Genomic DNA, 23,798 nt, shown 5'->3' with positions numbered 1-23,798 from the left:
CCGTTACTTTCTTCGTGACCCGCTCGGCGGCCATGCTGGGCGGTGGCGGCCTGCCGGGCCCGGCATGATTGCTGCCCCCTGTCCTCGATGATCCGGGGGGTGTTGTCACCGGGCCTGGTTGGCGGTGTGTGATCGCTGATAGGGGCTGGACCCGAGCATGCTCGAGGCCGTTCGTAACGTGGATGCCGAGACGCGCCGCCGCGGACGCCGTCACGAGTGAAGCGGAGGACGAAGTGGTCACCAGCATCGACAGATACGACGAGGTCGACGTGTTCGTTGGGCTCGACGTCGGCAAGGGCGAGCATCACGCGGTCGCGCTCGACCGGGAAGCCAAGCGACTATTCGACCGAGCACTCCCGAACGACGAGCGCCAATTGCGGGCGGTGATCGACCAGCTCGCCTCGCATGGCGTGGTGCTGCTGGTCGTAGATCAACCCGCGACGATCGGTGCACTCCCGGTCGCGGTCGCGCAAGCCGCAGGTGCTCTCGTTGGTTACCTGCCGGGGTTGGCGATGCGGCGCATCGCGGATCTGCATCCCGGTGAGGCGAAGACCGACGCGAGAGACGCGGCGATCATCGCCGAAACGGCCCGCACCATGCCGCACACGCTCCGGTCGATCCAGGTCGCCGACGAGAAGGTCGCGGAGCTGAGCATGCTCTGCGGGTTCGACGACGACCTCGCCGGTCAGATCGTCCAGGTCTCCAACCGGATCAGGGGTCTGCTCACCCAAATCCACCCGGCGCTGGAACGCGTGCTCGGGCCGCGGCTGGATCACCCCGCGATCCTGGACCTGCTGCAGCGCTACCCGTCGCCGGCGGCGATGAAGACTGCGGGTGAGAAGCGGCTAGGGAACCGGCTGCTGAAGAACGCGCCCCGCAAAGGTCGTGTCTGGGCGGCAGAGATCATGACCGCGCTCGGCGAGCAGACCGTCGTGGTGACCGGCACCGACGCCGCCGCGCTGGTGCTCCCCAGGCTCGCAGAGCAGCTCCAGGCGTTGCGACGGCAGCGTGACGAGATCGCCATCGAGGTCGAGAAGATCGTCGACGCTCACCCTCTTCAACCGGTCCTGACGAGCATGCCCGGAGTCGGCGTCAGGACCGCAGCCCGGCTCCTCACCGAAGTCACCACCAAGACCTTCGCCACTGCCGGGCACCTCGCCGCCTACGCCGGCCTCGCACCCGTGACCCGACGATCCGGCACCTCGATCCGCGGCGAGCATCCCTCCCGGCGCGGGAACAAGATCCTGAAACGGACCATGTTCCTCTCCGCGTTCGCCGCACTCCGAGACCCCGAATCACGCGCCTACTACGACCGCAAGATCGCCCAAGGCAAACGCCACAACCAGGCCCTCATCGCCCTAGCTCGACGCCGCTCCGACGTCCTCTACGCCATGCTCCGCGACGGCACCCTCTACCAACCGCGACCAGCCGAACCCGCCCTCGCCGCTTGACAGAGGACATAGGGGCACCCCCCAGATCCTCACGAAGGAGAGAAATGTCCCGCGCCATCAGCACCCAGATCCAGCTCGCCCGCCGCCCCGAGGGGTGGCCGACCCACGACGACTTCCGCACCGTCGAGGTCGAGTTGAGCGATCCGGCGCCGGGGGAGGTGCGCGTGGCGAACGAGTTCGTCTCCGTCGACCCCTACATGCGCGGGCGGATGAACGACGTCCGCAGCTACGTCGCCCCCTACGCCCTCGACGAGGTCATCGCGGGTGGCGCCATCGGCCGGGTCGTCGCTTCTGCGGCGGACGACCTCCCCGTCGGCACCGTCGTGCTGCACCAGCACGGCTGGAGCGATGTCGTGCAGGCGGACGCGTCGACCTTCCGGGCCGTGCCGGAGGTGCCGGGTATGCCGCTGTCGCTGCGCCTGCACATCCTCGGCATGACCGGCCTCACCGCCTACGTCGGTCTCACCGCGATCGCCGGACTCGCCCCGGGCGACTCCGTGTTCGTCTCCGGCGCCGCCGGTGCCGTCGGCACGGCTGTCGGTCAGATCGCCAAGCTCCTCGGCGCGGGCCGCGTCATCGGCTCGGCGGGCTCGCCTGAGAAGGTCGCCCTGCTGACCGAGAAGTACGGCTACGACGCGGCGTTCAACTACAAGGACGGCCCGGTGCGCGAGCAGCTCGCCGCCCTCGCGCCCGAGGGCGTGGACGTGTTCTTCGACAACGTCGGCGGCGACCACCTCGAAGCCGCGCTCGACGTGATGAACGACGGTGGCCGGATCGCGCTGTGCGGCGCCATCACGAGCTACAACACCACCGAGCGCGTGCCCGGGCCCGACAACATGGCGAACATCATCACGCGCGGGCTCCGGCTCCAGGGCTTCACGCTGGCCTCGTACCTGCACCTGTCGCCGGAGTTCAGCGAGAAGATGACCCGCTGGTTCGCGGAAGGGCGGATCGCCTACGACGAGACCATCGTCGACGGTATCGAGAACACGGTCGACGCGTTCCTCGACATGATGCGCGGAGCCAACACGGGGAAGATGCTCGTGCGCGTCACGCCCTCCGCCTGACGTCCGGAGCGGGCCGCCAGCGCTTTTGGGATATATTGCTTGAGACGTAGAACTTCACTCTCCATGACCCCCACTGGAGGCAGTGTGACACTCTCTGGCGGCCCCCTCGAACGCCGGTCGATGAGCGACGAGGCTTTCGTGCGCCTGCAGGATGCGATCATCAGCGGCGAACTCCAGCCCGGCGAGCGCCTGCGCGACTACGAGCTCGCCGAACGCCTCGGCACCTCGAAGACGCCGATCCGTCATGCCCTCGACCGCCTGGCCGACAACGGCCTCGTCGAGATGCAGCGCAATCGCTACACCCGCGTGGCTCCGATCGATCTGGAGCGGGTGCGCAACGCCGTCGACCTGTTCGGCGACATCTGGATCGGCTCGGTCCGTCACGTCATGCCGGTGATCCAGGACGACGATGTGGCCTACCTCGTCGAGCTGGCCGACGACATGGCGGCGTCGGTGCAGGCGCGGGACATCATCGCGTTCGGCGCGGCGCTCCGCAGTGCGGCGACGGGTTTCGCCCGGATCGAGGGCAACGCCACGCGCGCCAACTCCATCGAGCGTCTCGGCCCGCAGATCCGTCGGTTCACCCAGCACGCGAAGGACGCCGTGGACTGGTCCGCCGTCGAGGAGTTCGTCGGTGCGATCCGCGAGGCGACGTCGGAGCGCGACGCGGTCAAGACCCGTGCCGTGCTGGTGAGCTTCTTCGATGAGACGCTCCCGGCGATCATCGATCGGGCCGAGCAGTCGGGACTGGCCGAGATCTCGGAGTGATCGACGGCTGACGAACGAGGGCGACCGCACACCGCGGTCGCCCTCGTCGCGTCCGGGCTACGGCGTGAGGCGATGGACGTCGCGGGGGAACAGCGTCACCTCGCGGACATTGGCCGCCTCGACCAGGCGGCCCACCCAGCGCTCCAGTCCGATGGCGAAGCCGCCGTGCGGAGGCATCCCGTGCGCGAACGCCTCCAGGTAGCCCGCGTACGCCGAGGGCGATTCTCCTCGCGCCTCGATCGCGGCGACGACCTCGCTGTGCCGATGCAGCCGCTGTCCGCCGGTCACGAGCTCCAGACCGCGGAACAGGAGGTCGAAGCTGTTGCTCCCCTCCGCGTCGTCGGGCTGCGGATGCGTGTAGAACGGGCGTTTGCGCAGCGGGTAGCCCTCGACGGCCAGCACGTCGCTGCCGAACTCCTCCTTCGCCCACGCCCCGAGCGCGCGCTCGTGCGCCGGGGAGAGGTCCGGCTCGTCGGCCGGAGCACCGACCCGGCGCAGCGCGTCGCGGAAGTGCACGACGGGGATGTCCTCGGGGATGTCGGGGAGCGTTACGTCGAGCAGTGCGAGCTCGTCCGCCGCGTCGGTGCGTATGCCGCCGAGCATGCCGCGCAGCACGTCGCCGAGAAGGCTCAGGACGTCGCGGTGGTCGCGGATGAACCCGAGCTCGACGTCCAGCGACACGTACTCGGACAGATGCCGCACGGTGTCGTGGGGCTCGGCTCGGAAGACCGGCCCCACCTCGTAGACGCGTTCGAACACGCCGACGAGCTGCTGCTTGTAGAACTGCGGGCTCTGCGCGAGGTACCCGGTCCTGCCGAAGTAGTCGACGGGGAACACGTTCGCCCCTGACTCGGTCACGGTGTCGACGATCTTCGGGGTCTGCACCTCGGTGAAGTCCGCGGCGTCGAGCACCCGGCGGAACGCGCGCACGCTCGCCGCGGCGATCTGCCAGGTCGCGCGGCGTGCGGGATGACGCCAGGTCACCGCCGCGTGGTCGAGCAGAGTCGGCAGGCTCGTCTCGAGCGTCGGGCGCCACAGCTCCACGACCGGCGGTGCGGCCGGCTCCGACAGGCTCTCGATCTGCGGGTCGACGATCTCGACGCCGCCGGGGGCCTGCGGGTTCGCGGCGATGGTCCCCGTCACGCGGACCACGGTCTCCTCCGGAGGGAGGCCGTCCGCTGGATGCTCGGCGGGGCGGACCACGACCTGCGCGAGTCCGGAGCGGTCGCGGACGATCAGGAACGCGACGGTGGCGAGCTCCCTCCGCCGATGGACGTGGCCGAGCAGCGTGACGCGGCGGCCGGAGACGATGTGCACGAGCTCCGCGGCGAGAGTGCGGGCGGGGTCGGGTGATCTCATTTCTCCTCCAGGTTGTGGGAGCCCTGGAGGTGTGGGCGGGGGCCAGATCGCGGTGCCACCACACCTTCGCCGGTGAGAAGCCGGCCTCTCGTCGGTACGCCGGACGCGCGGGGACCGCCTGCCCGGAGGCCGGGGGTCGTCACGCCCCGGCGGTCGCCGCGTCCAGTCTAGGGGCGTTCTCGGCAGATCCACAGAATCGCTTGGGTGCCGTCTCGTACCCTGGATTATCCAAGGGGAGTACTCCGACACGGTCGGGTCGTCATTACGGATGCGTCTGCATCCCGGCCTACCGGTCCCGCTCGGGATGGGGAAGACTTTGGCGCTGTTCCGTCACGCCCGAGTCTGGAGTACCCGTTGGAAATCACCCCCTTGATCTGGGTCATCACGATCGCGGTCACCATCGCGTTCTTCGTGTACGAGTTCTTCGCGCACGTCCGCAAGCCGCACGAGCCGAGCATCGGCGAGTCCGCGCGCTGGTCGATCTTCTACATCAGCCTCGCGCTGCTCTTCGGCGTGGGCATCGGCATGGTGTCCGGCTGGACCTACGGCGGCGAGTACTTCGCCGGCTACCTCACCGAGAAGGCGCTGTCGATCGACAACCTCTTCGTGTTCCTCATCGTGATGACGGGCTTCGCGGTGCCGAAGATCTATCAGCAGAAGGTGCTGATGATCGGCATCGTGATCGCGCTGATCCTCCGCGGCATCTTCATCGCCGTCGGTGCGACCCTCATCGAGAACTTCTCCTGGATCTTCTACGTCTTCGGCGCGTTGCTGCTCTTCCTCGCGTACCGGCAGGCCTTCAGCAATCATGAGAGCAACCCCGCGAACGGCCGCTTCATGACCTTCGTCCGTCGGCACCTCCCCGTCAGCGAGGAGTACAACGGCGACAAGCTCACGGTCGTCCAGAAGGGCAAGCGCTACGTCACGCCGATGCTGCTGACGATCATCGCGATCGGCTTCATCGACCTCGTCTTCGCGGTCGACTCGATCCCCGCCATCTACGGCCTCACCGACCAGGCGTACATCGTGTTCACCGCGAACGCGTTTGCCCTGATGGGGCTGCGTCAGCTGTACTTCCTCATCGGCGGACTGCTCGAGCGCCTGGTCTACCTGGCTCAGGGCCTCGCCGTCATCCTCGCGTTCATCGGTGTGAAGCTCGTCCTGCACGCCCTGCACGTCAACGAGGTGCCGTTCATCAACGGCGGCGAGCCGATGCTGTGGGCGCCCGAGATCCCGATCTGGTTCTCGCTGCTCTTCATCGCCGCGACCATCGCGGTCGCCACCGTCGCGAGCTTGATGAAGACGCGCCGGCACCGCAACTCCGTCTCTTCCCCGACCGATTCCACCCCCACCATCGACAAGGAGCACTCTTGAGCGCGCAGCGCTGTTCTGACTCTTCGGACTCTGACAGTACGAGCACCCGGTTCATCCCGGGTGCTCACCCCGCCACCGAGGAGGTCGCCCGCTGATGGGCGATCTGCTCTGGAACATCGCCCTCGTCCTGCTCTTCGTGCTGATCGGCGGTGTCTTCGCTGCGACGGAGATGGCGCTGGTCACGCTGCGCGAGAGCCAGCTCAACGCGATCGCCGTCCGCGGCCGTCGCGGAGCGAAGGTCGCCGCCCTCGCCCGTAACCCCAACACCTTCCTCTCTGCGGTGCAGATCGGCGTGACCGTGGCGGGCTTCGCGTCCGCCGCCTACGGGGCGACCTCGATCGCGCCGTCCGTCGCGCCGCTGCTGGAGGGCTGGGGTGTCGCGCCTCCGCTCGCGATGACCCTCGCCACGATCGTGCTGACGCTCATCATCGCGTACCTGTCGCTCGTGCTCGGCGAGCTCGTGCCGAAGCGGCTCGCGATCCAGCGCAACGCGCAGTTCGCGTACGCGGTGGCACCGGCCCTGAACGGCTTCGCGACCGTCATGCGCCCGGTGATCTGGCTGCTGTCGGTCTCGACGAACGCCCTCGTCCGCGTGCTCGGCGGCGACCCGCACAAGACGAGCGACGAGCTCACCGATGAGGAGGTGCGCGACATCGTGGCGACCCACCAGGGCCTCCCCGACGACGAGCGCCGCATCCTCGACGACGTGCTCTCGCTGCGTGGGCGCCAGGTGAGCGAGGTCATGCGCCCGCGACCGGAGGTCGTGGCGCTCGACGAGGCTGGCACGGTCGGGGCGGCGGTGGAGCAGGTGCGCGAGCTGCCCTACTCCCGGTACCCGGTGTCGCAGACGTCGATCGACGACATCACCGGCTTCGTGCATGTGCGCGACCTCTTCGAGGCTGCCGCGGACGACCCGGAGCGTCCGCTGCAGGGGCTCGTCCGCGACATCCCTTACATCCCGTCCACGGCGGGGGTGCTGCCCACCCTCACCCGGATGCGGGCCGAGGGACACCACATCGCCGTCGTCGTGGACGAGTACGGCGGCACCGACGGTCTCGTGACCCTGGAGGACCTCGTGGAGGAGGTCGTCGGCGAGATCTTCGACGAGTACGACGCCGAGGTCTTCCTCTCCGCCGACGACGGACTGGACGGGCGCCTCAACCTGCAGGACTTCGAGGAGGCGACGGGGCTCGCGATGCCGCGCGGTTCCTCGGACACGATCGCCGGATTCGTCACGGAGCAGCTCGGACGGCTCGCCGTGGTCGGCGACACCGTCGAGGTGCCGGGCGCGACGATCCAGGTGGTCGAGATCGATCGCCGCCGCATCGCCCGCGTGCGCGTCTCGATGCACACCGATCCGGGTGCCGAGCGGGGCGTCGTGGACTGACGGCCGGCCGGGCGGCGGGGCGCGTCAGTCGCCTGCTCCGCTGCCCAGCTCGCGCAGGCCCTCGCCGAGGACCTCGGTCAGGAGCCGGGCGTAGCGACCGTCCGGGTCGAGGTCCGGATCGAACACGGTGATGCTCGCCCCGATCGCCTGCGGGGCGAGGGCGCGCAGGAGGGCGGTGAGGTCTGCCGCCCCGAGTCCGCCCGGGTCCGGGCTGTCGACGGTGGGCATCACCGACGGATCGAGCACGTCGACGTCGAGCTGCAACCAGTAGCGCCCACCCGCGGACGCGGCGGTCTCAGCCGCGACCGCGCCGGCCCCTCGTGCCAGGACGTCGGCCGCCGGCGTGACGCGCGCGAGGAGGCCGCGGGCCTCCGCCTGCTCCTCGTCGTCGTCGCGGTGCCCGATGTGGGCCGTGCGGGTGGCGGGGAAGTACGGGGCGAGTCCGTCGATGTCGGCGATCGCCGGCCAATGCTTGCCGACCGCGGCCGCCAGCGCTTCGCCGGCCACGCTCGCGCACTCGTCGCTGTTGCCCGGGTGGCGGAAGTCGGTGTGTCCGTCGATGTGCACGAGGCCCGCGCCTCCACGGCGCTTCACGGCGATCCCGGCGCCGACGAGGATGCCGCAGTCGCCGCCGATCACGAGCGGGGCGCGGCCCTCGTCGAGGATCTCGCCGATACGCGAAGCCAGACGGAGGGAGTGGTCGACGAATGCGGCCTCGTTGCGTACTCGGCCAGCGGGCCGCGTGGCGTCGTCGTCCACGTAGCGCCCGGCGAGGACGATGCCGCCGTCGCTCACTCCCCGGTCGGTGAAGCGCCGGAACAGCCCCGCTTCGCGAAACGCCTCCGGTGCCTTCGCGGAGCCGGGCACGCTGCCGGGCTCCGGAGGGCGCAGGCCGAGATTGCTGGCGGCCGACAGCAGTGTGATCATGCGCTCATCCTGCATCGGGCGTCCGACATCGCGACGCTCAGCGGATGGCGTAGACGGCGCTGCCGACGATCACCGCGATGACGGTCGTCCAGGCGACGATCGCGACGGCCTGCCACACGAGGATGCGCCCCTTGCCGATGCCGGACGCGGCGAGCATGGTGGCGGTGAAGTGCGTGGGCAGCAGCAGCGGTCCCAGCAGGCTCACCCCGGGGACGCCGTAGCGCTCGAACGCGCGCTGGAACTTCTCGCGGCGGGCGGACCCGCGTCCGGTCTCCGCCGGGACGCCGTCGGCCTCCAGGCTCGTCCCGCCGCCCACCGTCACCGGCTGCTTCGCCCGCGAGCGGTCCACGATGGCCCGGCGGGCGCCCGCGCTGGCGAGCACCAGGATCGCGACGCAGAGGAAGTTGCCGACCATCGCGGCGATGGCCGCGACCACGGGCGGGATTCCGCCGAGGATGCCGATGCTCGCGGCACCCTCGCCTTCGACGAACGGCACTGCCCCGGCGAGGGCGACGATGAGGGGCTGGACCAGGTCGGGGACCTGGGCGACGAGGTTCTGGAAGGTCTCGATGAGGTTCATGGGGGAAGCTCCGGGTGTCGGTGCAGACGGTCTCTCCGTCGCGATGACCCCAGTCCAGTCGATGCCGCCCCGGGGCGGCAGTGCCGCCGCGTCACCGCTCTCCGTGCGGTTCGCACCCGGATCCCGTGACATGTGTCACGCCTCTATCGTGGGGAGCGTGAGCAGTCCTTCCCCCGGCCCTCTCCGATCCCGGTCCCGGTGCCCGCCAGCTCGCGCGGGGCATCACCGCCACCTGGTGGTACACGGTCGGCGGGGTGATCTTCATCGAGCTCATGCTGGTGGCCGCCTGGCTGGGCATCGCCGTGGCACTGGATCGCTCGGGCGTCGCTCTGCTCGTCGTGGGGGTCGGTGGGGTGCTCTGGGCGGCGTCGACCGTCCTGCTGCTGGTCGACTACCGTCATCGCGTCGACGCCGGCCCCGGGGTGGGCTGGGTGCGGCTGGCCGTGCCGACCGTCGTCGCCCTGATCTACGGCGGCGCGGCGGGGGCTCTGGTCGGTAGTTGGCAGCTCGCCGCGATGCCCGTGGTGCAGGTCCTCGTGCTGGTGAGCTGGCCCCGCGGGATCCGGGTGCGCGTGGCCGTGGCGGCGACGGTCGTGCTCGTCGCGCTCGCGCTGCTCGACTCGACCACGACCCTCGGTTCCGGGATCCCGGCGTGGGTGCCGGTGCTCTACGGAATCATGCTCCCCGGGATGACCGTGAGCTCGCTGTGGTGGTGGGACGTGCTCGTGGCCCTCGACCGGGCACGCGCCTCGGAGGCGCGCCTGGCGGCGACGCAGGAGCGCCTGCGGGTGGCGACCGACGTGCACGACCTCCAGGGGCATCATCTCCAGGTGATCGCGCTGCAGCTCGAACTGGCGGAGCGCCTGCTGCCCACGGATCCGCAGGCGGGGATGGAGCAGCTCCGCGCCGCCCGGGCGAGTGTGGACGACGCGCGGCAGGGCACCAGGGACCTCGCCACGCCGTTCCGCTCCGTGCCCCTCGGCGACGAGCTGGCGAACGCCCGAGACCTGCTCGTGGCCGCAGGGCTGACGGTGGAGGCCCGGATCCACCCGGATGCGGACGCGGCACCCGTGGCCGACCTCGGCCCGGTGATCCGGGAGACGACCACGAACGTCCTGCGGCACGGACGCGGTGGTCACGCGCGCCTGATCCTCGACCGGACGGCGGACGCCTGGCGGTACGAGGTCGCCAACGACACCGACCCCGCGTCCGAGGACGGGGCGGGCGGCTCCGGGCTCGACGGCGTCCGCCGGCGCATCGGCGAGGCGGGCGGCACGTACGAGCAGCGGCGGGACGCCGACGAGTTCGTCGTGACGGTCACCGTGCCCGCGCGCGCGGAGATCGTCCGATGATCCGGGTGCTGCTCGCCGACGACGAGGGCATGATCCGCTCCGCGCTCGCCGCCCTGCTGCGTCTCGAGGCCGATATCGACGTGGTCGCGGAGTGCGCGGACGGCGAGGAGGCCGTCGCCGCCGCCGTCCGGCTCGAACCCGACGTGTGTCTGCTCGACCTGGAGATGCCGGGACTCGACGGTGTGCAGGTCGCCGAGAGGCTCAACCGCACGATCGCGACCCGCTGCATCGTCGTCACCCGGCACGCCCGTCCCGGGGTGCTCCGGCGGGCGCTCGCCTCCGGCGTCTCCGGGTTCGTGCCCAAGTCGCGAGGTGCGGACGAGCTCGCCGCGATCATCCGCCGCGTCGCGGCCGGCGCCCGGTACGTCGATCCGGAGATCGCCGCGGATGCGCTGAGCGACGAGCGGTCGCCGCTCACCGATCGGGAACTGGATGTGCTCCGCGCCGGGCGTCGAGGGGAGACCACGGGACAGATCGCGCGGGCGCTCGCGTTGGCGCCGGGGACGGTGCGCAACCACATCTCCGTGATCCTCGGGAAGCTCTCGGTGAGCACCCGTCAGCAGGCCGTGCTCGTCGCCGAGGAGCGCGGCTGGATCTGAGCATCGTCACGCGTCCGTTCCGAGGGTCGCGGCCTGCGAGAATGGAGGCGCCGAGTCCCGAGCCGAGGAGCACACGTGCCGTTCATCTCCACCCGCGGCGGCATGCAGCCGCAGTCGTTCAGCGAGACGCTGCTGGAGGGCCTGGCGCCCGACGGCGGCCTGGCCGTCCCCGACGTCATGCCCGAGGTCGACGGCGAGACGCTCGAGCGCTGGCGTGCCCTGACCTATCCGCAGCTGGCGACCGAGGTGCTCGGCCTCTTCGCGACCGACATCCCGCGGGAGGATCTCGCCCGGATGACGGCGGCGGCGTACGCGGACTTCCCGGACGGCGTCGTCCCGCTGCGTCGCGTGGACGACGACCTCGCGCTGGTCGGCCTCTCCGAGGGCCCGACGCTGGCGTTCAAGGACATGGCCATGCAGTTCCTCGGGCAGGTGCTGGAGTACACGCTCGAGCGCCAGGGCTCGGTCCTCAACATCCTCGGTGCCACGTCTGGTGACACCGGCTCGGCCGCGGAGCACGCCCTGCGAGGCAAGGAGCGCGTCGCGGTGTTCATGCTGTCGCCGCAGGGCCGGATGAGCGCGTTCCAGCGGGCGCAGATGTTCTCGCTCGACGACGCGAACGTGCACAACATCGCGGTGGAGGGCGTCTTCGACGACTGCCAGAACCTCGTGAAGAAGCTCGCCGGCGACCTCGACTTCAAGCGCGCTCAGCACCTGGGCGCCGTGAACTCGATCAACCTCGCTCGCATCACCGCGCAGACGGTCTACTACTTCTGGGCGTGGCTGCGGGCGACCGATGCCGGCGGGTGGACCGAGGTGTCGTTCACCGTCCCGTCCGGGAACTTCGGCAACATTCTCTCCGGATTCTTCGCGAAGCAGATGGGACTCCCGATCCGGCGCCTCGTCCTAGCCGCGAACGAGAACAACGTGCTCGACGAGTTCTTCCGCACGGGGGTGTACCGCCCCCGCAGCGCCGCCCAGACGCTCGCGACCTCGAGCCCCTCGATGGACATCTCGAAGGCCTCGAACCTCGAGCGCTTCATCTTCGAGCTCGTCGACCGCGACCCGGCGCGCGTCGTCGGAGCCTGGGACGATCTGGAGGCGCAGGGCTTCTTCGACTTCTCGGCCGAGCAGTCGCGCTTCACCGAGGAGTTCGGCATCGTGAGCGGCACCTCGACGCACGAGGACCGGCTCGCGACCATCCGCGACGTGTACGAGGCCTCCGGCGAGGTGATCGACCCGCACACCGCCGATGGCGTGAAGGTCGCGCGGGAGTATGTCGAGCCCGGAGTGCCGATGCTGGTGCTGGAGACGGCCAAGCCGGAGAAGTTCGCCGAGACGATCCACGAGGCCATCGGGGTGGAGCTGGCGTACGCCCCCGAGCTCCGCGCCATGCTCGACGCCCCCCAGCACGTGACCGAGATGCCCGACGACGAGCACGCTCTCCGCGCCTTCATCGAGGAGAACGCCCTCCACTGATCCGCGAAACCCCGCTTTCGCGCCGAAACCCCCTGTCCCGGACGCCGGAGACAGGGGGTTTCGACGTGAACCCGGGGTCTCGGCGACAAGAGAGAGGGACGGGAGGGGGACGGGAAGGGTGGGCAGGGTGCACAGGGGGAGGGGGGATTGAGGCGGAGTGCACATGTCGGGGAAGGCGGGGGATGAGTACCGTGGCGGGCAACCCGTATCCTCCTCCCGAAGGACTTCCCATGGCACGCACGGCGCACGCAGACGACTTCGCGCTCTCCCGAGTGACTCCCGAGGCCCGCAAGCCCTGGTTCGGAATCGCCGTTCAGCGATTCGGACAGGTCTCGGCCCTCTCGCAGTTCCTCCTCGGCGCGACCCTCGGTTACAGCATGACCTTCGGCGAGGCCGTCCTCGCCTTCCTGTTCGGCTCGCTCATCCTTGAAGTGATCATGTGCGTGGTCGGCTTCATCGGCCAGCGCGAAGGCCTGAACACCGCGCTGCTCGCCCGCTGGACGGGCTTCGGCGAGATCGGCGCCTCGCTCGTCGGCCTCGCCATCGGCATCAGCCTCATCGGCTGGTTCGGCATCCAGTCCGCGATCTCTGCGCAGTCCCTCGACGCCCTGATGCCCGGAGCCCTGCCGGTCTGGGCGTGGAGCCTCATCTTCGGCCTCGCCGTCACCGCGATCGTGGCCTTCGGGTTCGTCGGGATGCAGTGGCTCGCGAACATCACCGTGCCGCTGTTCCTGATCCTCGTGGGCTGGTCCGTCATCTCCGAGCTCACCCGCCACGACATCGGCGAGCTGCTCACCGGCCCCGCGCCCGGACCGACCATGAGCGTCTGGGCCGGCACCGGCATCGTGGCCGGCGGTCTCATCGTCGGCGCGATCATCACGGGTGACATGACCCGCTTCAACCGCTCCCGCGCCGACGTCGTCAAGCAGACGGTGCTGGGCGTCTCCCTCGGCGAGTTCGTGATCGGTCTCGCCGGTGTCCTCCTCGCCCACGCGGCGGCGACCGGCGACATCGTCGCGATCGTCACCTCGTCCGTCGGGTTCGTCGGCCTGTTCATCGTGCTCACCGGCACGCTGAAGATCAACGACTGGAACCTGTACTCCTCCACCCTCGGCCTGGTGAACTTCATCTCGACGGCCTTCGGCAAGAACCTGCACCGCGTCACCACCACGATCGTCCTCGGCGTCGTCGGATCGGTGCTGGCGGCCGTCGGCATCCTCGGACAGTTCACCGAGTTCCTGATCGTGCTCAGCGTCGCGTTCCCGCCGATCGCCGGGATCATGGTCGCCGAGTACTACGTGGTGCGCCGCTGGCGCCCCGAGCTGGACGCGACGCGCGAGGCCGGAACCCTGCCTGCCACCGCGCCGCGGATCGTCCCCGCCACGATCGTCGTCTGGCTGGTCTCCTCGCTGGTCGGCTACTTCGTGACCTGGGGCATCCCCTCCCTGCTCAGCCTCTTCCTGTCGATGGTGCTCTACATCGTCGCCGGCAAGCTCGGCTGGGTGCGCGGCGTCGGCGTCGCGACCACCCGGCAGGCGAGCCCCGTCGACAGCGCCCCCGCCGCGGTCTGAGCAGACCCGCCGGATACGAACCACCTCCACGAAAGCGAGCATCATGCACATCGGCATCGACGTCGGCGGCACCAACACCGACGCCGTCCTCATGGACGGCACCCGCACCCTGGCCGGGGTCAAGCACTCCACGACCCCGGACGTGACGAGCGGGATCGTCCAGGCCATCGAAGACCTCCGTGCGGGGCATTCCTTCGAGGGTGCCGACATCGACGCGGTGATGATCGGCACGACGCACTTCATCAACGCGCTGGTGCAGGCGAGCCGGCTCGCTCCGGTGGCGGCCCTTCGACTCGGCCTGCCCGCGACGCGCGCGCTGCCGCCGCTGATCGACTGGCCGGAGGTTCTCGTCGCGGCCACCCAGGCACGCAGCTACCTGGCGCACGGCGGCTACGAGTTCGACGGCCGCCCGATCTCGCCGCTCGACCCCGACGAGATCCGCGCGCACGCCGAGGACATGAAGGCGAACGGCATCCGCTCGGTGGCCATCTCGTCGGTGTTCAGCCCGGTCAACCACGACCTCGAAGTGCAGGCGGCCGAGATCGTCGCCTCGGTGCTCGGAGAGGACGCCGCCATCTCGCTGTCGCATGAGATCGGCCGCATCGGACTGCTGGAGCGCGAGAACGCGACGATCATCAACGCCGCCCTCCGCGAGCTCGCGTCGGAGATCGTCGACGGGCTCACCTCGGCGGTCCGTGCGCAGGGCATCGAAGCGCCGATCTTCCTCAGCCAGAACGACGGCACGCTCATGGACGAGGACTACGTGCGCCGGTACCCGGTCGCGACCTTCGCCTCCGGCCCCACCAACTCGATGCGCGGGGCGGCGGCCACCAGCGGCCTCGTCGACTGCGCCGTCATCGACGTGGGCGGCACCACCGCCGACATCGGCCTGCTCATCAACGGCTTCCCCCGGGAGACGGCGAACGAGGTGAAGGTCGCCGGCATCCGCACGAACTTCCGCATGCCGGACGTGCTCTCCCTCGGCATCGGCGGCGGCAGCATCGTCGACGAGGAGACGGCCGAGGTGGGCCCGGCCTCGGTCGGATACCGGCTGACGACGGAGGCTCTGGTCTTCGGCGGCTCGACCCTCACGGCCACCGACATCGCGGTCGCCGCCGGTCGTGCGCAGGTGGGGGACCCCGCCAAGGTCGCGCACCTCGATCCCGCCTTCGTGGAGCGCGTGCTCGCCCGGATCGCGGAGCGGGTGGCGGAGGCGGTGGACCGCATGCGCACGTCGCCCGAGCCCATCGCGGTCGTGGCCGTCGGCGGCGGGTCCATCCTGCTGCCCGACGAGCTGCCCCTGTTCGGCACCGTGCATCGTCCGGAGAACTACGCGGTCGCCAACGCCATCGGCGCCTCGATCGCGCAGGTCGGCGGCGAGATCGACAAGGTCTACGCGATCGAGCCGGGCCGCCGCGACGAGACGATCGCCGAGGTGCGCGCAGAGGCCGTCGACAAGGCCATCGCGGCCGGCGCCAAGCCCGCGACCGTGTCGATCATCGACTTCGACGAGGTCCCCATCCCGTATCTTCCCGGCAACGCCACGCGCATCCGCGTGAAGGCCGTCGGCGACCTCGACATGGGGGCCTGACATGAGCACGACGATCACCGCCGCCGACATCGACGGTCTCGCCCGCGGCGCGGCCGTGCTCGGCACCGGCGGGGGCGGCGACCCGTACATCGGCGCCCTCCTCGCCCGCCAGGCCCTCGCCGCGGGAGACGTCACGGTCGTGGCGCTCGACGAGGTGCCGGACGATGCCCTCGTGCTGTTCGTCGCGATGATGGGCGCGCCCACCGTCATGGTGGAGAAGCTGCCGAGCCTCGCGGAGGTCATCGAGCCGGTCAAGGCGCTCGGCATCCATCTCGGCCGCCCGGTCACCCACATCGCCTGTGCAGAGGTGGGCGGGGTGAACTCGACGATCCCGATCGCCGCCGCCGCAGCGCTCGGGCTGCCCCTCGTCGACGCGGACGGCATGGGACGCGCGTTCCCCGAACTGCAGATGGTGCTCCCGACGCTGTACGGCGTGACGGCCTCGCCGCTCGCCTTCAGCGACGAGAAGGGGAACACGGGCGTGCTGCAGACCGCCGACAACTCCTGGACCGAGCGCATCGCCCGCGTCGCCTGCGTCGAGATGGGCTGCTCCGTCATGATCTCCGGCTTCTCGATGTCGGGTGCCGCCGCACGCCAGTCGCTGGTGGCGGGATCGCTGTCCCGGTGCATCGACATCGGCCAGCGGATCGCGGAGGCCCGCGAGGCGAAGACCGACCCGGTCGCCGCTGTCGTGGAGCTCCTCGGCGGCCGCGAGCTGTTCGGCGGCAAGGTCGCCGACGTGAACCGGGCCACGACGACCGGCTTCGCCCGTGGTCGGGCACGGATCGACGGAGACGGAGGCACCTCGCTCACGTTGCAGTTCCAGAACGAGCACCTCGTCGCGGAAGCGGACGGGAGGGTGCTGGCGACCACCCCCGACCTCATCATGGTGCTCGACGGCGAGTCGGGGGAGCCCGTCACGACCGAAGGGCTGCGCTACGGTCAGCGCGTCCGCGTGATCGCCGCTCCCGCTGACGAGCGCTGGCACTCGGACGCGGCTCTCGCGATGGTCGGCCCGGGGTACTTCGGCTACGACATCCCGGCGCACCGGTTCGACGGCACAGTCTCCGCCGGAGACGCCGCGGCGGGGGCCGCCGCATGAGCTGGGAGCTGACGGCGGCGGATCTGCCCGACCTCGCCCGCGGCGCGACGCTGCTCGGCACCGGCGGCGGGGGCGACCCCTACATCGGCAAGATGCTGGTGGAGCGGGTGCTCGGCGACGGGGCGATCACGATCCTCGACCCGGACGACCTCGCCGACGACCTCTTCGTCATCCCGACCGCGCAGATGGGGGCACCGACCGTGATGGTCGAGAAGATCCCCGCCGGCACCGAGCCCACGCTCGCCCTGCGCACCCTGGAGGATCACCTGGGACGCCGGGCCGATGCCACCATGCCGATCGAGTGCGGCGGGATCAACTCGATGATCCCGCTCATCGTCGCCGCGGAGACCGGTCTTCCGGTCGTGGACGCGGACGGCATGGGCCGGGCGTTCCCCGAGCTGTCGATGGAGACCTTCGCGGTCTACGGCGTGCACGGCTCGCCGCTCGCCCTCGCCGGAGAGCGCGGAGAGCGCGTCGTCATCGACACCGGGGACGACGATCGTCAGATGGAGTGGCTCGCCCGCGGCATCACGATCCGGCTGGGTGGCGTCGGTCACATCGCCGAGTACGCGATGAGCGGGGCCGACGTGCGACGCACGGCGGTGCCGCGCACCATCTCGATGGCCCTCGCCCTGGGGCGGGCGATCCGGCTCGCCCGGGAGGAGCACCGCTCGCCGTTCGAGGCGATCGCCGCGACGCTCGCGACCACGCTCTACCCGCATGTGCGCGAACTCTGCGTCGGGAAGGTGGTGGACGTCGAACGACGGACCACCGAGGGCTTCGCGAAGGGGCGGGCGGTCATCGCTCCGCTCGGCGCCGCGGAGGACGACACGTTCGAGATCGCCTTCCAGAACGAGAACCTCACCGCGCGGCGGGGTGGGCGGCTCGTCGCGATCGTTCCCGATCTCATCTGCGTCGTCGACCACGAGACGGCCGAGCCCATCACCACGGAGGGCCTCCGCTACGGTCAGCGCGTCCGGGTGCTCGGCATCTCGACGCCGGCGATGATGCGCACTCCCGAGGCTCTGGCGGCCTTCGGCCCCTCCGCCTTCGGCCTGACCGAGGAGTTCGCTCCCGTCGAGGGGATGGTCGCGTCCTAGGCTGGATCCCATGAGGCTGGAGCGGGACGACCTGGAGGCGCTCGCCCGCGGGTACGCGCTGCTCGGTTCCGGCGGCGGCGGCTCCACGACGATGCTCGAACTCATCCTCGGCACGACCGCGCACTGGCCGCTCGAGATCGCGCCGGTGGACGCGCTGGATCCCGCGACGCCCTGCCTCGGCGTGGCCTTCGTCGGGTCGACGATGCTGCTCGGGGAGCGGATGCCCGGTGCCGCCCCCTTCGCCCCGCTGCTGCGCGCAGTGGAGAGGTGGCTCGGGCATCCCGTCCCGGCGGTGTGCTCGCTCGAGGGCGGAGGGATGAACGGCCTCGCGCCGCTCACTCTGGCCGGATCGCACACCGTGGTGGACGCCGACTGCACCGGGCGCGCGGTGCCGGGACTCGATCAGATGTCGCTGTTCGTCGACCGTGTCCCTGGGCTCGTGTTCGCGTGCGAGACCGGTGCCGACGGGGTGGCGCTCGTGGAGGCGACGCGGGCGATCGATGCCGAGCGCGTCGTGCGTTCGGCCATCGTCCAGGCCGGGGGAGTCGGGTGCGCCGTGCTCGCCGGGTTCACCGTCGGCGACCTGCGAGAGCACGCCATCGGCGACCACCTCGCCCGCGCGCTCGCCCTCGGCCGCAGCTTCCTGGCGCACCGGGCAGCACCGCTGCCGGTCCTCGCCGAGGTCCTCGGGGGGACACTGCTCGCCGAGGGCCGCATCGTGACCACCGCGTCCTCCACGGCCGACCCGCACGTGAGCGCGGTCGAGATCGCCGGACTCGGCGGAGCGGTGCACCGCATCGTCACCCGGTCCGAGACCCTCGCGGTGCTCACCGATGGCCTGCTCGTCGCCGCGGCGCCCGAGATCATCGTCCTCCTGGACGCCGTGTCCCGAGACGTCCTCGAAGTCACCGAGCTGGCCCCCGGGCGCACCGTGGCGGCCCTCGCCCTCCCTGCTCCCCCATGGTGGAACGCCCGCCCGGAGCGCCGGGCCCGGGTGGTGCCCTCCGCCTACGGGCTCGTCGATCTGGACGCCGCGTGAGCGGGGCGCTCGCGCTGCCGGCGCTGCTGGCGCAGGAGGAGAACGGCGTCCTCCGCCACGTCGCGGGCCCCCGGGATGTCGCGTGGGACGCGGTGGTGGTGGAAGCCGGCGAGTCCGACCTGCCCGACGAGGGCACCGGCCGGCTCGCGATCCTCACGGCCGGGGCGCCGGTCGCCACCTGGCAGCAGGACGCGATGCTGCGCCGGGTCCGTGACCGTGGGTTCACCGGACTCGCGCTCCCCGGCGCTGCCGATGTCGACCCCGGGGCGCTCCGCCTCGCCGACCGGATCGGTCTCGCTCTGCTCGACGTCGAGAGGCCGGTCCAGCTCGCCCGCGCCTGCTGGATGCTCATCGAGGCCAGGGACGCCCTCACGCTCACGAGGGTGCGCAAGGTCGCGCAGTCCTTCGAGTACGCCGCCGACGACCTCGGCGACCTGCTCGGACACCTCGCGGCGAACCTCGGTCTGGGCGTCGCCCTCGTCGACGCCGCGGGAGTGCTCCGTGAAGCCGGCGGACACCTGGATGCCGTGCTGCACGCGGCGATCCGCTTCGATGCCTGGAGCGACAGTGCCAGGGCGGGGGAAGGCGCGGCCGCCTCGGTACGGGTGGACAGCCCCGGCCGGTCCGGTCTGCGTCTCGTCCTGTTCGGCCACGGCTTCGGAGAGGCGCAGCTGCAATCGCTCCTGGTGGCCGCGGAGGTCGCCATGCCCGCGGTGGCCGCCCGCATCCTCATCGACGAGATCGCGGCGGTCAACGACGTCGCCGCGTCGTCGGGGCTGCTGCGGGACTTCGTCGAGCTCCGCGGAGCCGCCGATGCCGACGTCGAGCGGCGCATGGCGGAGCGGGGATGGCGCACCGGCGGGCATCACCTCGGGTTCCGCATGGTGGCGCGCAGCCGGGTGGAGCCGCTCGCGCTCCTCCGTGCGATCAGGCCCGGGCTCAGCGCGATCGACGCCGAGGCGCACGCGACCACGGCGGGTCGAGGCCTCAGCGGCTGGCTCTCCTTCGCTGAGGCCCCGGAGCCCGACCGCGTCGAGCGGGCTGTGGCGGCACTGCGCGAGCTCCACCTCGCGGCACTGCGCGACTTCGCGGTGGCCACCGGGGTGGGCTCGGCACAGACCGGGCCGGAAGGACTGGCGGCGACCCTCGACGAGGCCGGCGACGCCGCACGGATCGCTGCGGCCCGGTCGGCCACCGGATGGTTCGTCCGCGTCGACAGCCTCGGGCTCGAACAGCTCCTGCTCGCCTGGACCGGCAACGACACCTTCGTCCCGGCCGCGCAGTCGCTGCTCGCCCCTCTGGCCGAGGGGAGCGGCGAGCTGCTCAGGACTCTGTCGGCGTACCTCGACCACGAGTCCGGAATCGCGGCCACCGCGGCCGCGCTCGGGCTGCACCGCAACACGGTCGCCGTGCGGATCCGACGAGTACAGGAGCTCCTCGGGATCGACATGAACGACCCCGAGGCGCGGCTGGCGCTGCATCTCGCCTGCCGGGCGGTGCTGCCGGGCTGAGTCCGGAGCACACCGTCCGGGGTCACTCCGGGTCGCCGTGCAGCATCCAAGCGATCCCGAAGCGGTCGATGAGCATCCCGAACGTGCCGCCCCACGGCGGGACATCGAGCGGCATCGTGATCGTGGCGCCTTCGGAGAGACGGTCCCACACCTGACGGGTGACCTCCTGGGTATTGCCACTCAGCGACACGGAGACGCCCTGCGGCTTCTCGTAGGTCATGCCCTCCGGGGTGTCCGAGGCCATGAGCACCAGCCCGTCGGGGGTCGTGAGCTGCGCATGCATCACGAGATCCTTCTGGCTCGGATCCTGCACCATGTCGGGGAAGTCGCCGAAGACCGTGATGTCGAGGTCGCCGCCGAGGACTCCCCGGTAGAACTCCATGGCCTCGCGGGCCTCGGTGCGGAAGGACAGGTAGGGATTGAGGTTCGCCATGCGTGCTGCTCCTGGTCGCTCGACTGCGGAAAGACCCCCGCCCCACCTCAGTCTGCGCGCGCCGGCACCGCCTCGGCAAGCCAATCTGCGAACGTCTGGGTCCCGCGTACCGCGTCGGGTCCCGGCAGCGCCTTTCCCGCGCGCATCCCCGCCATCTGCGGACCGGGCACGTTCAGTGCCGGGATCCAGCCGCGGTACCCGATGCGTCGCGCGTACGCCCGCACCATGTCGGCGAGCTGCTCCTCGCGGGGGCCGGCGAGATCAGGCACGCGACCCCGCGCGTCCCCGGTCGCGAGCGTGACGAGCCGTTCGGCGACCTCGCGGGCCGCCACCGGCTGCGTGCGCGCACGCGGGGCGAGATGCAGCGGCCCCGCCTTCGCCCGAGCGAACATCTGCGCGGCGAACTCGTGGAACTGCGTGGCTCGGAGGATCGTCGAGGGGACGGCGGACGCGGAGACAAGCTTCTCCTGGGCCACCTTGCCCGCGTAGTAGTCGTAGGGGATGCGGTCGATGCCGACGATGGAGAGCAGGACGACGTGTCCCACGCCGGTGTCCGCGGCGGCGGCGAGGAGGTTCCCGGTGGCGGCCGTGAAGAACTCGATCGCCGTACTCGCCTTCAGGGTCTCGACGCTCACGACATCGATCACGGCGTCGGCTCCGGCCAGCGCCGCTTCCAGCCCGCGCCCGCTGACCAGGTCGACGCCGTGCGAACGACTGAGCACGACGGCCTCATGACCGGCGCTCCGGACGGCCTCCACCGTGGGCGTGCCGACGACGCCGGTCCCTCCTGCGACGACGATCCTCATGCGTCGGTCCTCACTCCCGATCCAGCCCGAACGTGCGCTTCACGAGCGCCTGCACATCACGGTCGGACCCTTCGATGCGCGGTCATCTCGTTGCGTAGGCCGCCGATCTCGCTGCGCAAGACGCGGATGAACAGCATCGCCGATCATGGTCCAGATCTGCACACCGTCGATGGTCTCCATCCCCTCATCGTGGCACCGGATCCTTCAGCCGCGCTCAGATGCTCTTGCGTGACCGGCCAGGCGAGCGGAGAATTCTGGATAGCGTCTAACATGTTACCTCGCGCGTTGCAGGGGTCGTGGCGTGACGTGTCTCCGGGTCTTCCCCGAAGAGCAGAAGCCGATGAGAGGTCGTCACGTGAACACATCCCCTGCCGTTCCCTCCGCCAACGGCCCGACGGCGGACGGTTTCGTCGCGGGCTCCGGCACCCACCCGCACGACCGCGCAGTCGCCGCCGTGCGGAGACCGCGCATCGTGGGGGTCGACGTCGCCCGCGGCCTCGCTCTTGTCGGGATGTTCGGTGCCCATCTGGCGGTGGCGAGCGGGCCCGGGCTCACGCTCTTCGATCCTTCGAGCTGGCTCGATGTGGTCAACGGGCGCTCATCGATTCTGTTCGCGTTGCTAGCGGGCGTCTCGCTTGCCCTCATGACGGTGGGCATTCGCGATGCCACGGCGGACGAGCTCAGGAGGGTGCGTCTTCGGCTGGTAGGGCGAGGAGCGGCGATCTTCGTCGTCGGGCTCGGTGTCGAGCTGTTGGGGTCGGGCATCGCCGTGATCCTCAGCCTCTACGGCGTCCTGTACGTCCTCGCCGCGTTCACGGTGCATCTGCGCACGAAGACGCTCCTCATCGCCGGAGGGGGACTCATCGTGCTCGGTCCACCGCTGCTCGCCCTCGTCGGAACGCTCTCTCCGGATCTCTCCGGTCCCGGACTCGCTCTGGTGGTGTTCGGGACCTATCCGATTACCGTGTGGGCCGCGCTTCTCTGCGCGGGGCTCATCATCGGACGCCTCGATCTGACGCGGGTGCGGACGGGGCTCATGATGGTGGTCGGCGGCACGCTGCTCTGCCTCGGTGCGTACACCCTCGGCGCAATCCTCGCTCCACCGCAGGGAGATGCTTCCTCGTCGACTGCTCCCTCCTCATCCAGCGGCATGGTCCCGGGGGATGAGATCGATATCTCTGGCCTGACGTGCAACAAGAGCGACGGCATCGTCGCCTGTGTCGCACCCGAGCGGGTCTCTCTGTTCGGCGGAGCCGACTCGGAGGATTCCTACTTCGACTGGGTCGTCTCCCAGGATCCGCCGGCGGCGATGCTCAATGCGGTCACGGGTGTCTCGCCGCACTCCGGCGGTGTCCTCGAGATCGTGGGATCAGGCGGTTTCGCCGTCGCGGTACTCGGGCTCTGCCTCCTCGTCACCCGCTACGCTCGCTGGGCCGTGCTCCCGTTGGCCGCCTACGGTGCCGTACCTCTCACCGGTTACGTCGTCCAGGCGATCCTCATCCGTGCCGGCGCCTCGGCATGGCTGCCGAACCCCGTTCTCTCCTGGGTCGTGCTGTCGATCCTCATGATGATCGCAGCACTGATCTGGACCCGCACGGCGGGCAAGGGGCCGCTCGAACGGCTCGCCGCCCATGCGGCCGATGCCATGGCGCTGACCACGAAGCAGAAAGCTCAGCGCCGGCCAGGGCAGCGTTTCCCCTCCTTGACCTCGCAAGAAGAGTCGTCGTCGATCACACGAGGGGCGTGTGCCCCCGCAGAAGAGGAGGAATGATGTCGATATCACCGGGACCGCGCATGATGGCGGTCGGCGCAATCGCCGCTATTGCCGGCATGTTGGTCGCAGGCTGCACGGCGGCGCCTCCGCCCTCCCCGAAGACGACTCCCACCCCCGCATGCAGCGCGTCGCCCGTGACGCTGTTCTCGGAGTTCACGGAAGCCTTCAACGCGCACGACGCGGCGCAGCTCGCAGACCTGTTCACGGAAGACGCCAACTTCGTCAACATCTTCGGGCAGTTTATGCCCGGCCGAGACGGCATCGAGTCCGGTCACGCCGACGCCTTCGACAGCCGGATCGCCGTCGCCGACCTGAATCTGGACAAGGTGAAAGTCGTCGACGTCGACTCGGAGGTCGTCGTGATGTACGGGTTCTGGACGCTGAAGCAGCCCGACGGAGCCGACGCCGCCCTGAGCGTGCCGGACGGATCGGGCATCCTCACCGGGGTCGCGGAATGCGCCGGACGGGAATGGCGATTCGCGGCCGTCTCCAACACCCGGGTCACGCCGGCTCCGAGCTGAATCTCAG

21 protein-coding genes are annotated in these 23,798 nt (G+C 70.4%); 16 read left to right on the top strand and 5 right to left on the bottom strand.

Annotation, left to right across the window (positions count from 1 at the left end):
* The first annotated feature begins 182 nt into the window (after positions 1 to 182).
* The 3 genes from B2W79_RS06985 (at position 183) to B2W79_RS06975 (ending at position 3,286) form a co-directional block, all read left to right on the top strand.
* Positions 183 to 1,451, top strand: a complete 1,269-nt coding sequence (locus B2W79_RS06985; protein ID WP_374754502.1) for an IS110 family transposase — start codon at positions 183 to 185, stop codon at positions 1,449 to 1,451.
* 44 nt (positions 1,452 to 1,495) lie between these two features.
* Complete coding sequence (locus tag B2W79_RS06980; RefSeq protein ID WP_292788146.1) at positions 1,496 to 2,518, top strand: NADP-dependent oxidoreductase; 1,023 nt, start codon at positions 1,496 to 1,498, stop codon at positions 2,516 to 2,518.
* A gap of 120 nt (positions 2,519 to 2,638) precedes the next feature.
* Positions 2,639 to 3,286: a GntR family transcriptional regulator gene (locus B2W79_RS06975; RefSeq protein WP_071327624.1), complete on the top strand. Its 648-nt coding sequence runs from the start codon at positions 2,639 to 2,641 to the stop codon at positions 3,284 to 3,286.
* A 57-nt stretch (positions 3,287 to 3,343) separates the two neighbouring features.
* On the opposite strand, the gene aspS is transcribed toward B2W79_RS06975, so the two are convergent.
* The gene (aspS, locus tag B2W79_RS06970) at positions 3,344 to 4,645 is read right to left on the bottom strand and encodes an aspartate--tRNA(Asn) ligase (protein ID WP_292788144.1); all 1,302 of its coding nucleotides are present in this window, start codon (positions 4,643 to 4,645) and stop codon (positions 3,344 to 3,346) included.
* Between the two features lie 354 nt (positions 4,646 to 4,999).
* On the opposite strand from aspS, the gene B2W79_RS06965 reads away from it, so the two are divergent.
* Positions 5,000 to 6,019 (top strand): TerC family protein, encoded by a 1,020-nt coding sequence (locus B2W79_RS06965; protein ID WP_071327622.1) that lies wholly within the window; start codon positions 5,000 to 5,002, stop codon positions 6,017 to 6,019.
* 94 nt (positions 6,020 to 6,113) lie between these two features.
* Positions 6,114 to 7,406: a hemolysin family protein gene (locus B2W79_RS06960; protein ID WP_292788142.1), complete on the top strand. Its 1,293-nt coding sequence runs from the start codon at positions 6,114 to 6,116 to the stop codon at positions 7,404 to 7,406.
* 24 nt (positions 7,407 to 7,430) lie between these two features.
* On the opposite strand, the gene B2W79_RS06955 is transcribed toward B2W79_RS06960, so the two are convergent.
* Together B2W79_RS06955 and B2W79_RS06950 are read right to left on the bottom strand one after the other, a co-directional pair.
* Positions 7,431 to 8,333 (bottom strand): arginase family protein, encoded by a 903-nt coding sequence (locus B2W79_RS06955; protein ID WP_292788140.1) that lies wholly within the window; start codon positions 8,331 to 8,333, stop codon positions 7,431 to 7,433.
* Between the two features lie 37 nt (positions 8,334 to 8,370).
* Positions 8,371 to 8,913, bottom strand: coding sequence for a small multidrug efflux protein (locus B2W79_RS06950; protein ID WP_071327620.1), 543 nt, complete (start codon positions 8,911 to 8,913; stop codon positions 8,371 to 8,373).
* 254 nt (positions 8,914 to 9,167) lie between these two features.
* On the opposite strand from B2W79_RS06950, the gene B2W79_RS06945 reads away from it, so the two are divergent.
* From B2W79_RS06945 to B2W79_RS06905, 9 genes are all read left to right on the top strand, one after another.
* Positions 9,168 to 10,265 carry a sensor histidine kinase gene (locus B2W79_RS06945; protein WP_292788138.1) on the top strand — a complete coding sequence of 366 codons (1,098 nt, stop codon included), beginning with the start codon at positions 9,168 to 9,170 and terminating at the stop codon, positions 10,263 to 10,265.
* Positions 10,262 to 10,864: a response regulator transcription factor gene (locus tag B2W79_RS06940; RefSeq protein WP_025104505.1), complete on the top strand. Its 603-nt coding sequence runs from the start codon at positions 10,262 to 10,264 to the stop codon at positions 10,862 to 10,864. Before B2W79_RS06945 ends, B2W79_RS06940 begins: the two co-directional genes overlap by 4 nt.
* Positions 10,865 to 10,939: 75 nt before the next feature.
* Positions 10,940 to 12,343: a threonine synthase gene (gene thrC, locus B2W79_RS06935; RefSeq protein ID WP_292788135.1), complete on the top strand. Its 1,404-nt coding sequence runs from the start codon at positions 10,940 to 10,942 to the stop codon at positions 12,341 to 12,343.
* 230 nt (positions 12,344 to 12,573) lie between these two features.
* The gene (locus B2W79_RS06930) at positions 12,574 to 13,914 is read left to right on the top strand and encodes a purine-cytosine permease family protein (RefSeq protein ID WP_071327617.1); all 1,341 of its coding nucleotides are present in this window, start codon (positions 12,574 to 12,576) and stop codon (positions 13,912 to 13,914) included.
* 43 nt (positions 13,915 to 13,957) lie between these two features.
* Positions 13,958 to 15,505, top strand: a complete 1,548-nt coding sequence (locus B2W79_RS06925; protein WP_292788133.1) for a hydantoinase/oxoprolinase family protein — start codon at positions 13,958 to 13,960, stop codon at positions 15,503 to 15,505.
* A gap of 1 nt (position 15,506) precedes the next feature.
* Complete coding sequence (locus B2W79_RS06920; RefSeq protein ID WP_071327615.1) at positions 15,507 to 16,607, top strand: DUF917 domain-containing protein; 1,101 nt, start codon at positions 15,507 to 15,509, stop codon at positions 16,605 to 16,607.
* A complete protein-coding gene (locus B2W79_RS06915; protein ID WP_071327614.1) occupies positions 16,604 to 17,707 on the top strand; it encodes a DUF917 domain-containing protein in 1,104 nt (367 codons plus the stop codon). The genes B2W79_RS06920 and B2W79_RS06915 overlap by 4 nt, the downstream gene beginning before the upstream one ends.
* A 10-nt stretch (positions 17,708 to 17,717) precedes the next feature.
* Positions 17,718 to 18,746, top strand: coding sequence for a DUF917 family protein (locus tag B2W79_RS06910; protein ID WP_071327613.1), 1,029 nt, complete (start codon positions 17,718 to 17,720; stop codon positions 18,744 to 18,746).
* Positions 18,743 to 20,257 carry a helix-turn-helix domain-containing protein gene (locus B2W79_RS06905; RefSeq protein WP_292788129.1) on the top strand — a complete coding sequence of 505 codons (1,515 nt, stop codon included), beginning with the start codon at positions 18,743 to 18,745 and terminating at the stop codon, positions 20,255 to 20,257. Before B2W79_RS06910 ends, B2W79_RS06905 begins: the two co-directional genes overlap by 4 nt.
* A 22-nt stretch (positions 20,258 to 20,279) precedes the next feature.
* Here B2W79_RS06905 and B2W79_RS06900 read toward each other — a convergent pair whose 3' ends face one another.
* Complete coding sequence (locus tag B2W79_RS06900) at positions 20,280 to 20,690, bottom strand: VOC family protein (protein WP_071327611.1); 411 nt, start codon at positions 20,688 to 20,690, stop codon at positions 20,280 to 20,282.
* A gap of 47 nt (positions 20,691 to 20,737) precedes the next feature.
* Complete coding sequence (locus B2W79_RS06895) at positions 20,738 to 21,496, bottom strand: SDR family oxidoreductase (protein WP_292788128.1); 759 nt, start codon at positions 21,494 to 21,496, stop codon at positions 20,738 to 20,740.
* A 355-nt stretch (positions 21,497 to 21,851) separates the two neighbouring features.
* Here B2W79_RS06895 and B2W79_RS06890 point away from each other — a divergent pair, with 355 nt between their 5' ends.
* Complete coding sequence (locus B2W79_RS06890; protein ID WP_292788126.1) at positions 21,852 to 23,267, top strand: hypothetical protein; 1,416 nt, start codon at positions 21,852 to 21,854, stop codon at positions 23,265 to 23,267.
* A gap of 137 nt (positions 23,268 to 23,404) precedes the next feature.
* Positions 23,405 to 23,791, top strand: coding sequence for an SgcJ/EcaC family oxidoreductase (locus B2W79_RS06885; RefSeq protein WP_071327608.1), 387 nt, complete (start codon positions 23,405 to 23,407; stop codon positions 23,789 to 23,791).
* The last annotated feature ends 7 nt before the right edge of the window (positions 23,792 to 23,798 follow it).

This window comes from Microbacterium sp. UBA7513, assembly GCF_002478345.1.
Classification (GTDB): Bacteria; Actinomycetota; Actinomycetes; order Actinomycetales; family Microbacteriaceae; genus Microbacterium.
The sequence above is the reverse complement of the archived record's forward strand: the minus strand, read 5'-3'. Positions and strand labels throughout refer to the sequence as shown.

Bases quoted from the DNA above. Each gene is read 5' to 3' on its own strand.
- B2W79_RS06985 (WP_374754502.1), top strand. From the start codon at position 183: ATGCCGAGACGCGCCGCCGCGGACGCCGTCACGAGTGAAGCGGAGGAC.
- B2W79_RS06980 (WP_292788146.1), top strand. From the start codon at position 1,496: ATGTCCCGCGCCATCAGCACCCAGATCCAGCTCGCCCGCCGCCCCGAG.
- B2W79_RS06975 (WP_071327624.1), top strand. From the start codon at position 2,639: ATGAGCGACGAGGCTTTCGTGCGCCTGCAGGATGCGATCATCAGCGGC.
- aspS (WP_292788144.1), bottom strand. From the start codon at position 4,645: ATGAGATCACCCGACCCCGCCCGCACTCTCGCCGCGGAGCTCGTGCAC.
- B2W79_RS06960 (WP_292788142.1), top strand. From the start codon at position 6,114: ATGGGCGATCTGCTCTGGAACATCGCCCTCGTCCTGCTCTTCGTGCTG.
- B2W79_RS06955 (WP_292788140.1), bottom strand. From the start codon at position 8,333: ATGATCACACTGCTGTCGGCCGCCAGCAATCTCGGCCTGCGCCCTCCG.
- B2W79_RS06950 (WP_071327620.1), bottom strand. From the start codon at position 8,913: ATGAACCTCATCGAGACCTTCCAGAACCTCGTCGCCCAGGTCCCCGAC.
- B2W79_RS06940 (WP_025104505.1), top strand. From the start codon at position 10,262: ATGATCCGGGTGCTGCTCGCCGACGACGAGGGCATGATCCGCTCCGCG.
- B2W79_RS06930 (WP_071327617.1), top strand. From the start codon at position 12,574: ATGGCACGCACGGCGCACGCAGACGACTTCGCGCTCTCCCGAGTGACT.
- B2W79_RS06925 (WP_292788133.1), top strand. From the start codon at position 13,958: ATGCACATCGGCATCGACGTCGGCGGCACCAACACCGACGCCGTCCTC.
- B2W79_RS06920 (WP_071327615.1), top strand. From the start codon at position 15,507: ATGAGCACGACGATCACCGCCGCCGACATCGACGGTCTCGCCCGCGGC.
- B2W79_RS06915 (WP_071327614.1), top strand. From the start codon at position 16,604: ATGAGCTGGGAGCTGACGGCGGCGGATCTGCCCGACCTCGCCCGCGGC.
- B2W79_RS06910 (WP_071327613.1), top strand. From the start codon at position 17,718: ATGAGGCTGGAGCGGGACGACCTGGAGGCGCTCGCCCGCGGGTACGCG.
- B2W79_RS06900 (WP_071327611.1), bottom strand. From the start codon at position 20,690: ATGGCGAACCTCAATCCCTACCTGTCCTTCCGCACCGAGGCCCGCGAG.
- B2W79_RS06895 (WP_292788128.1), bottom strand. From the start codon at position 21,496: ATGAGGATCGTCGTCGCAGGAGGGACCGGCGTCGTCGGCACGCCCACG.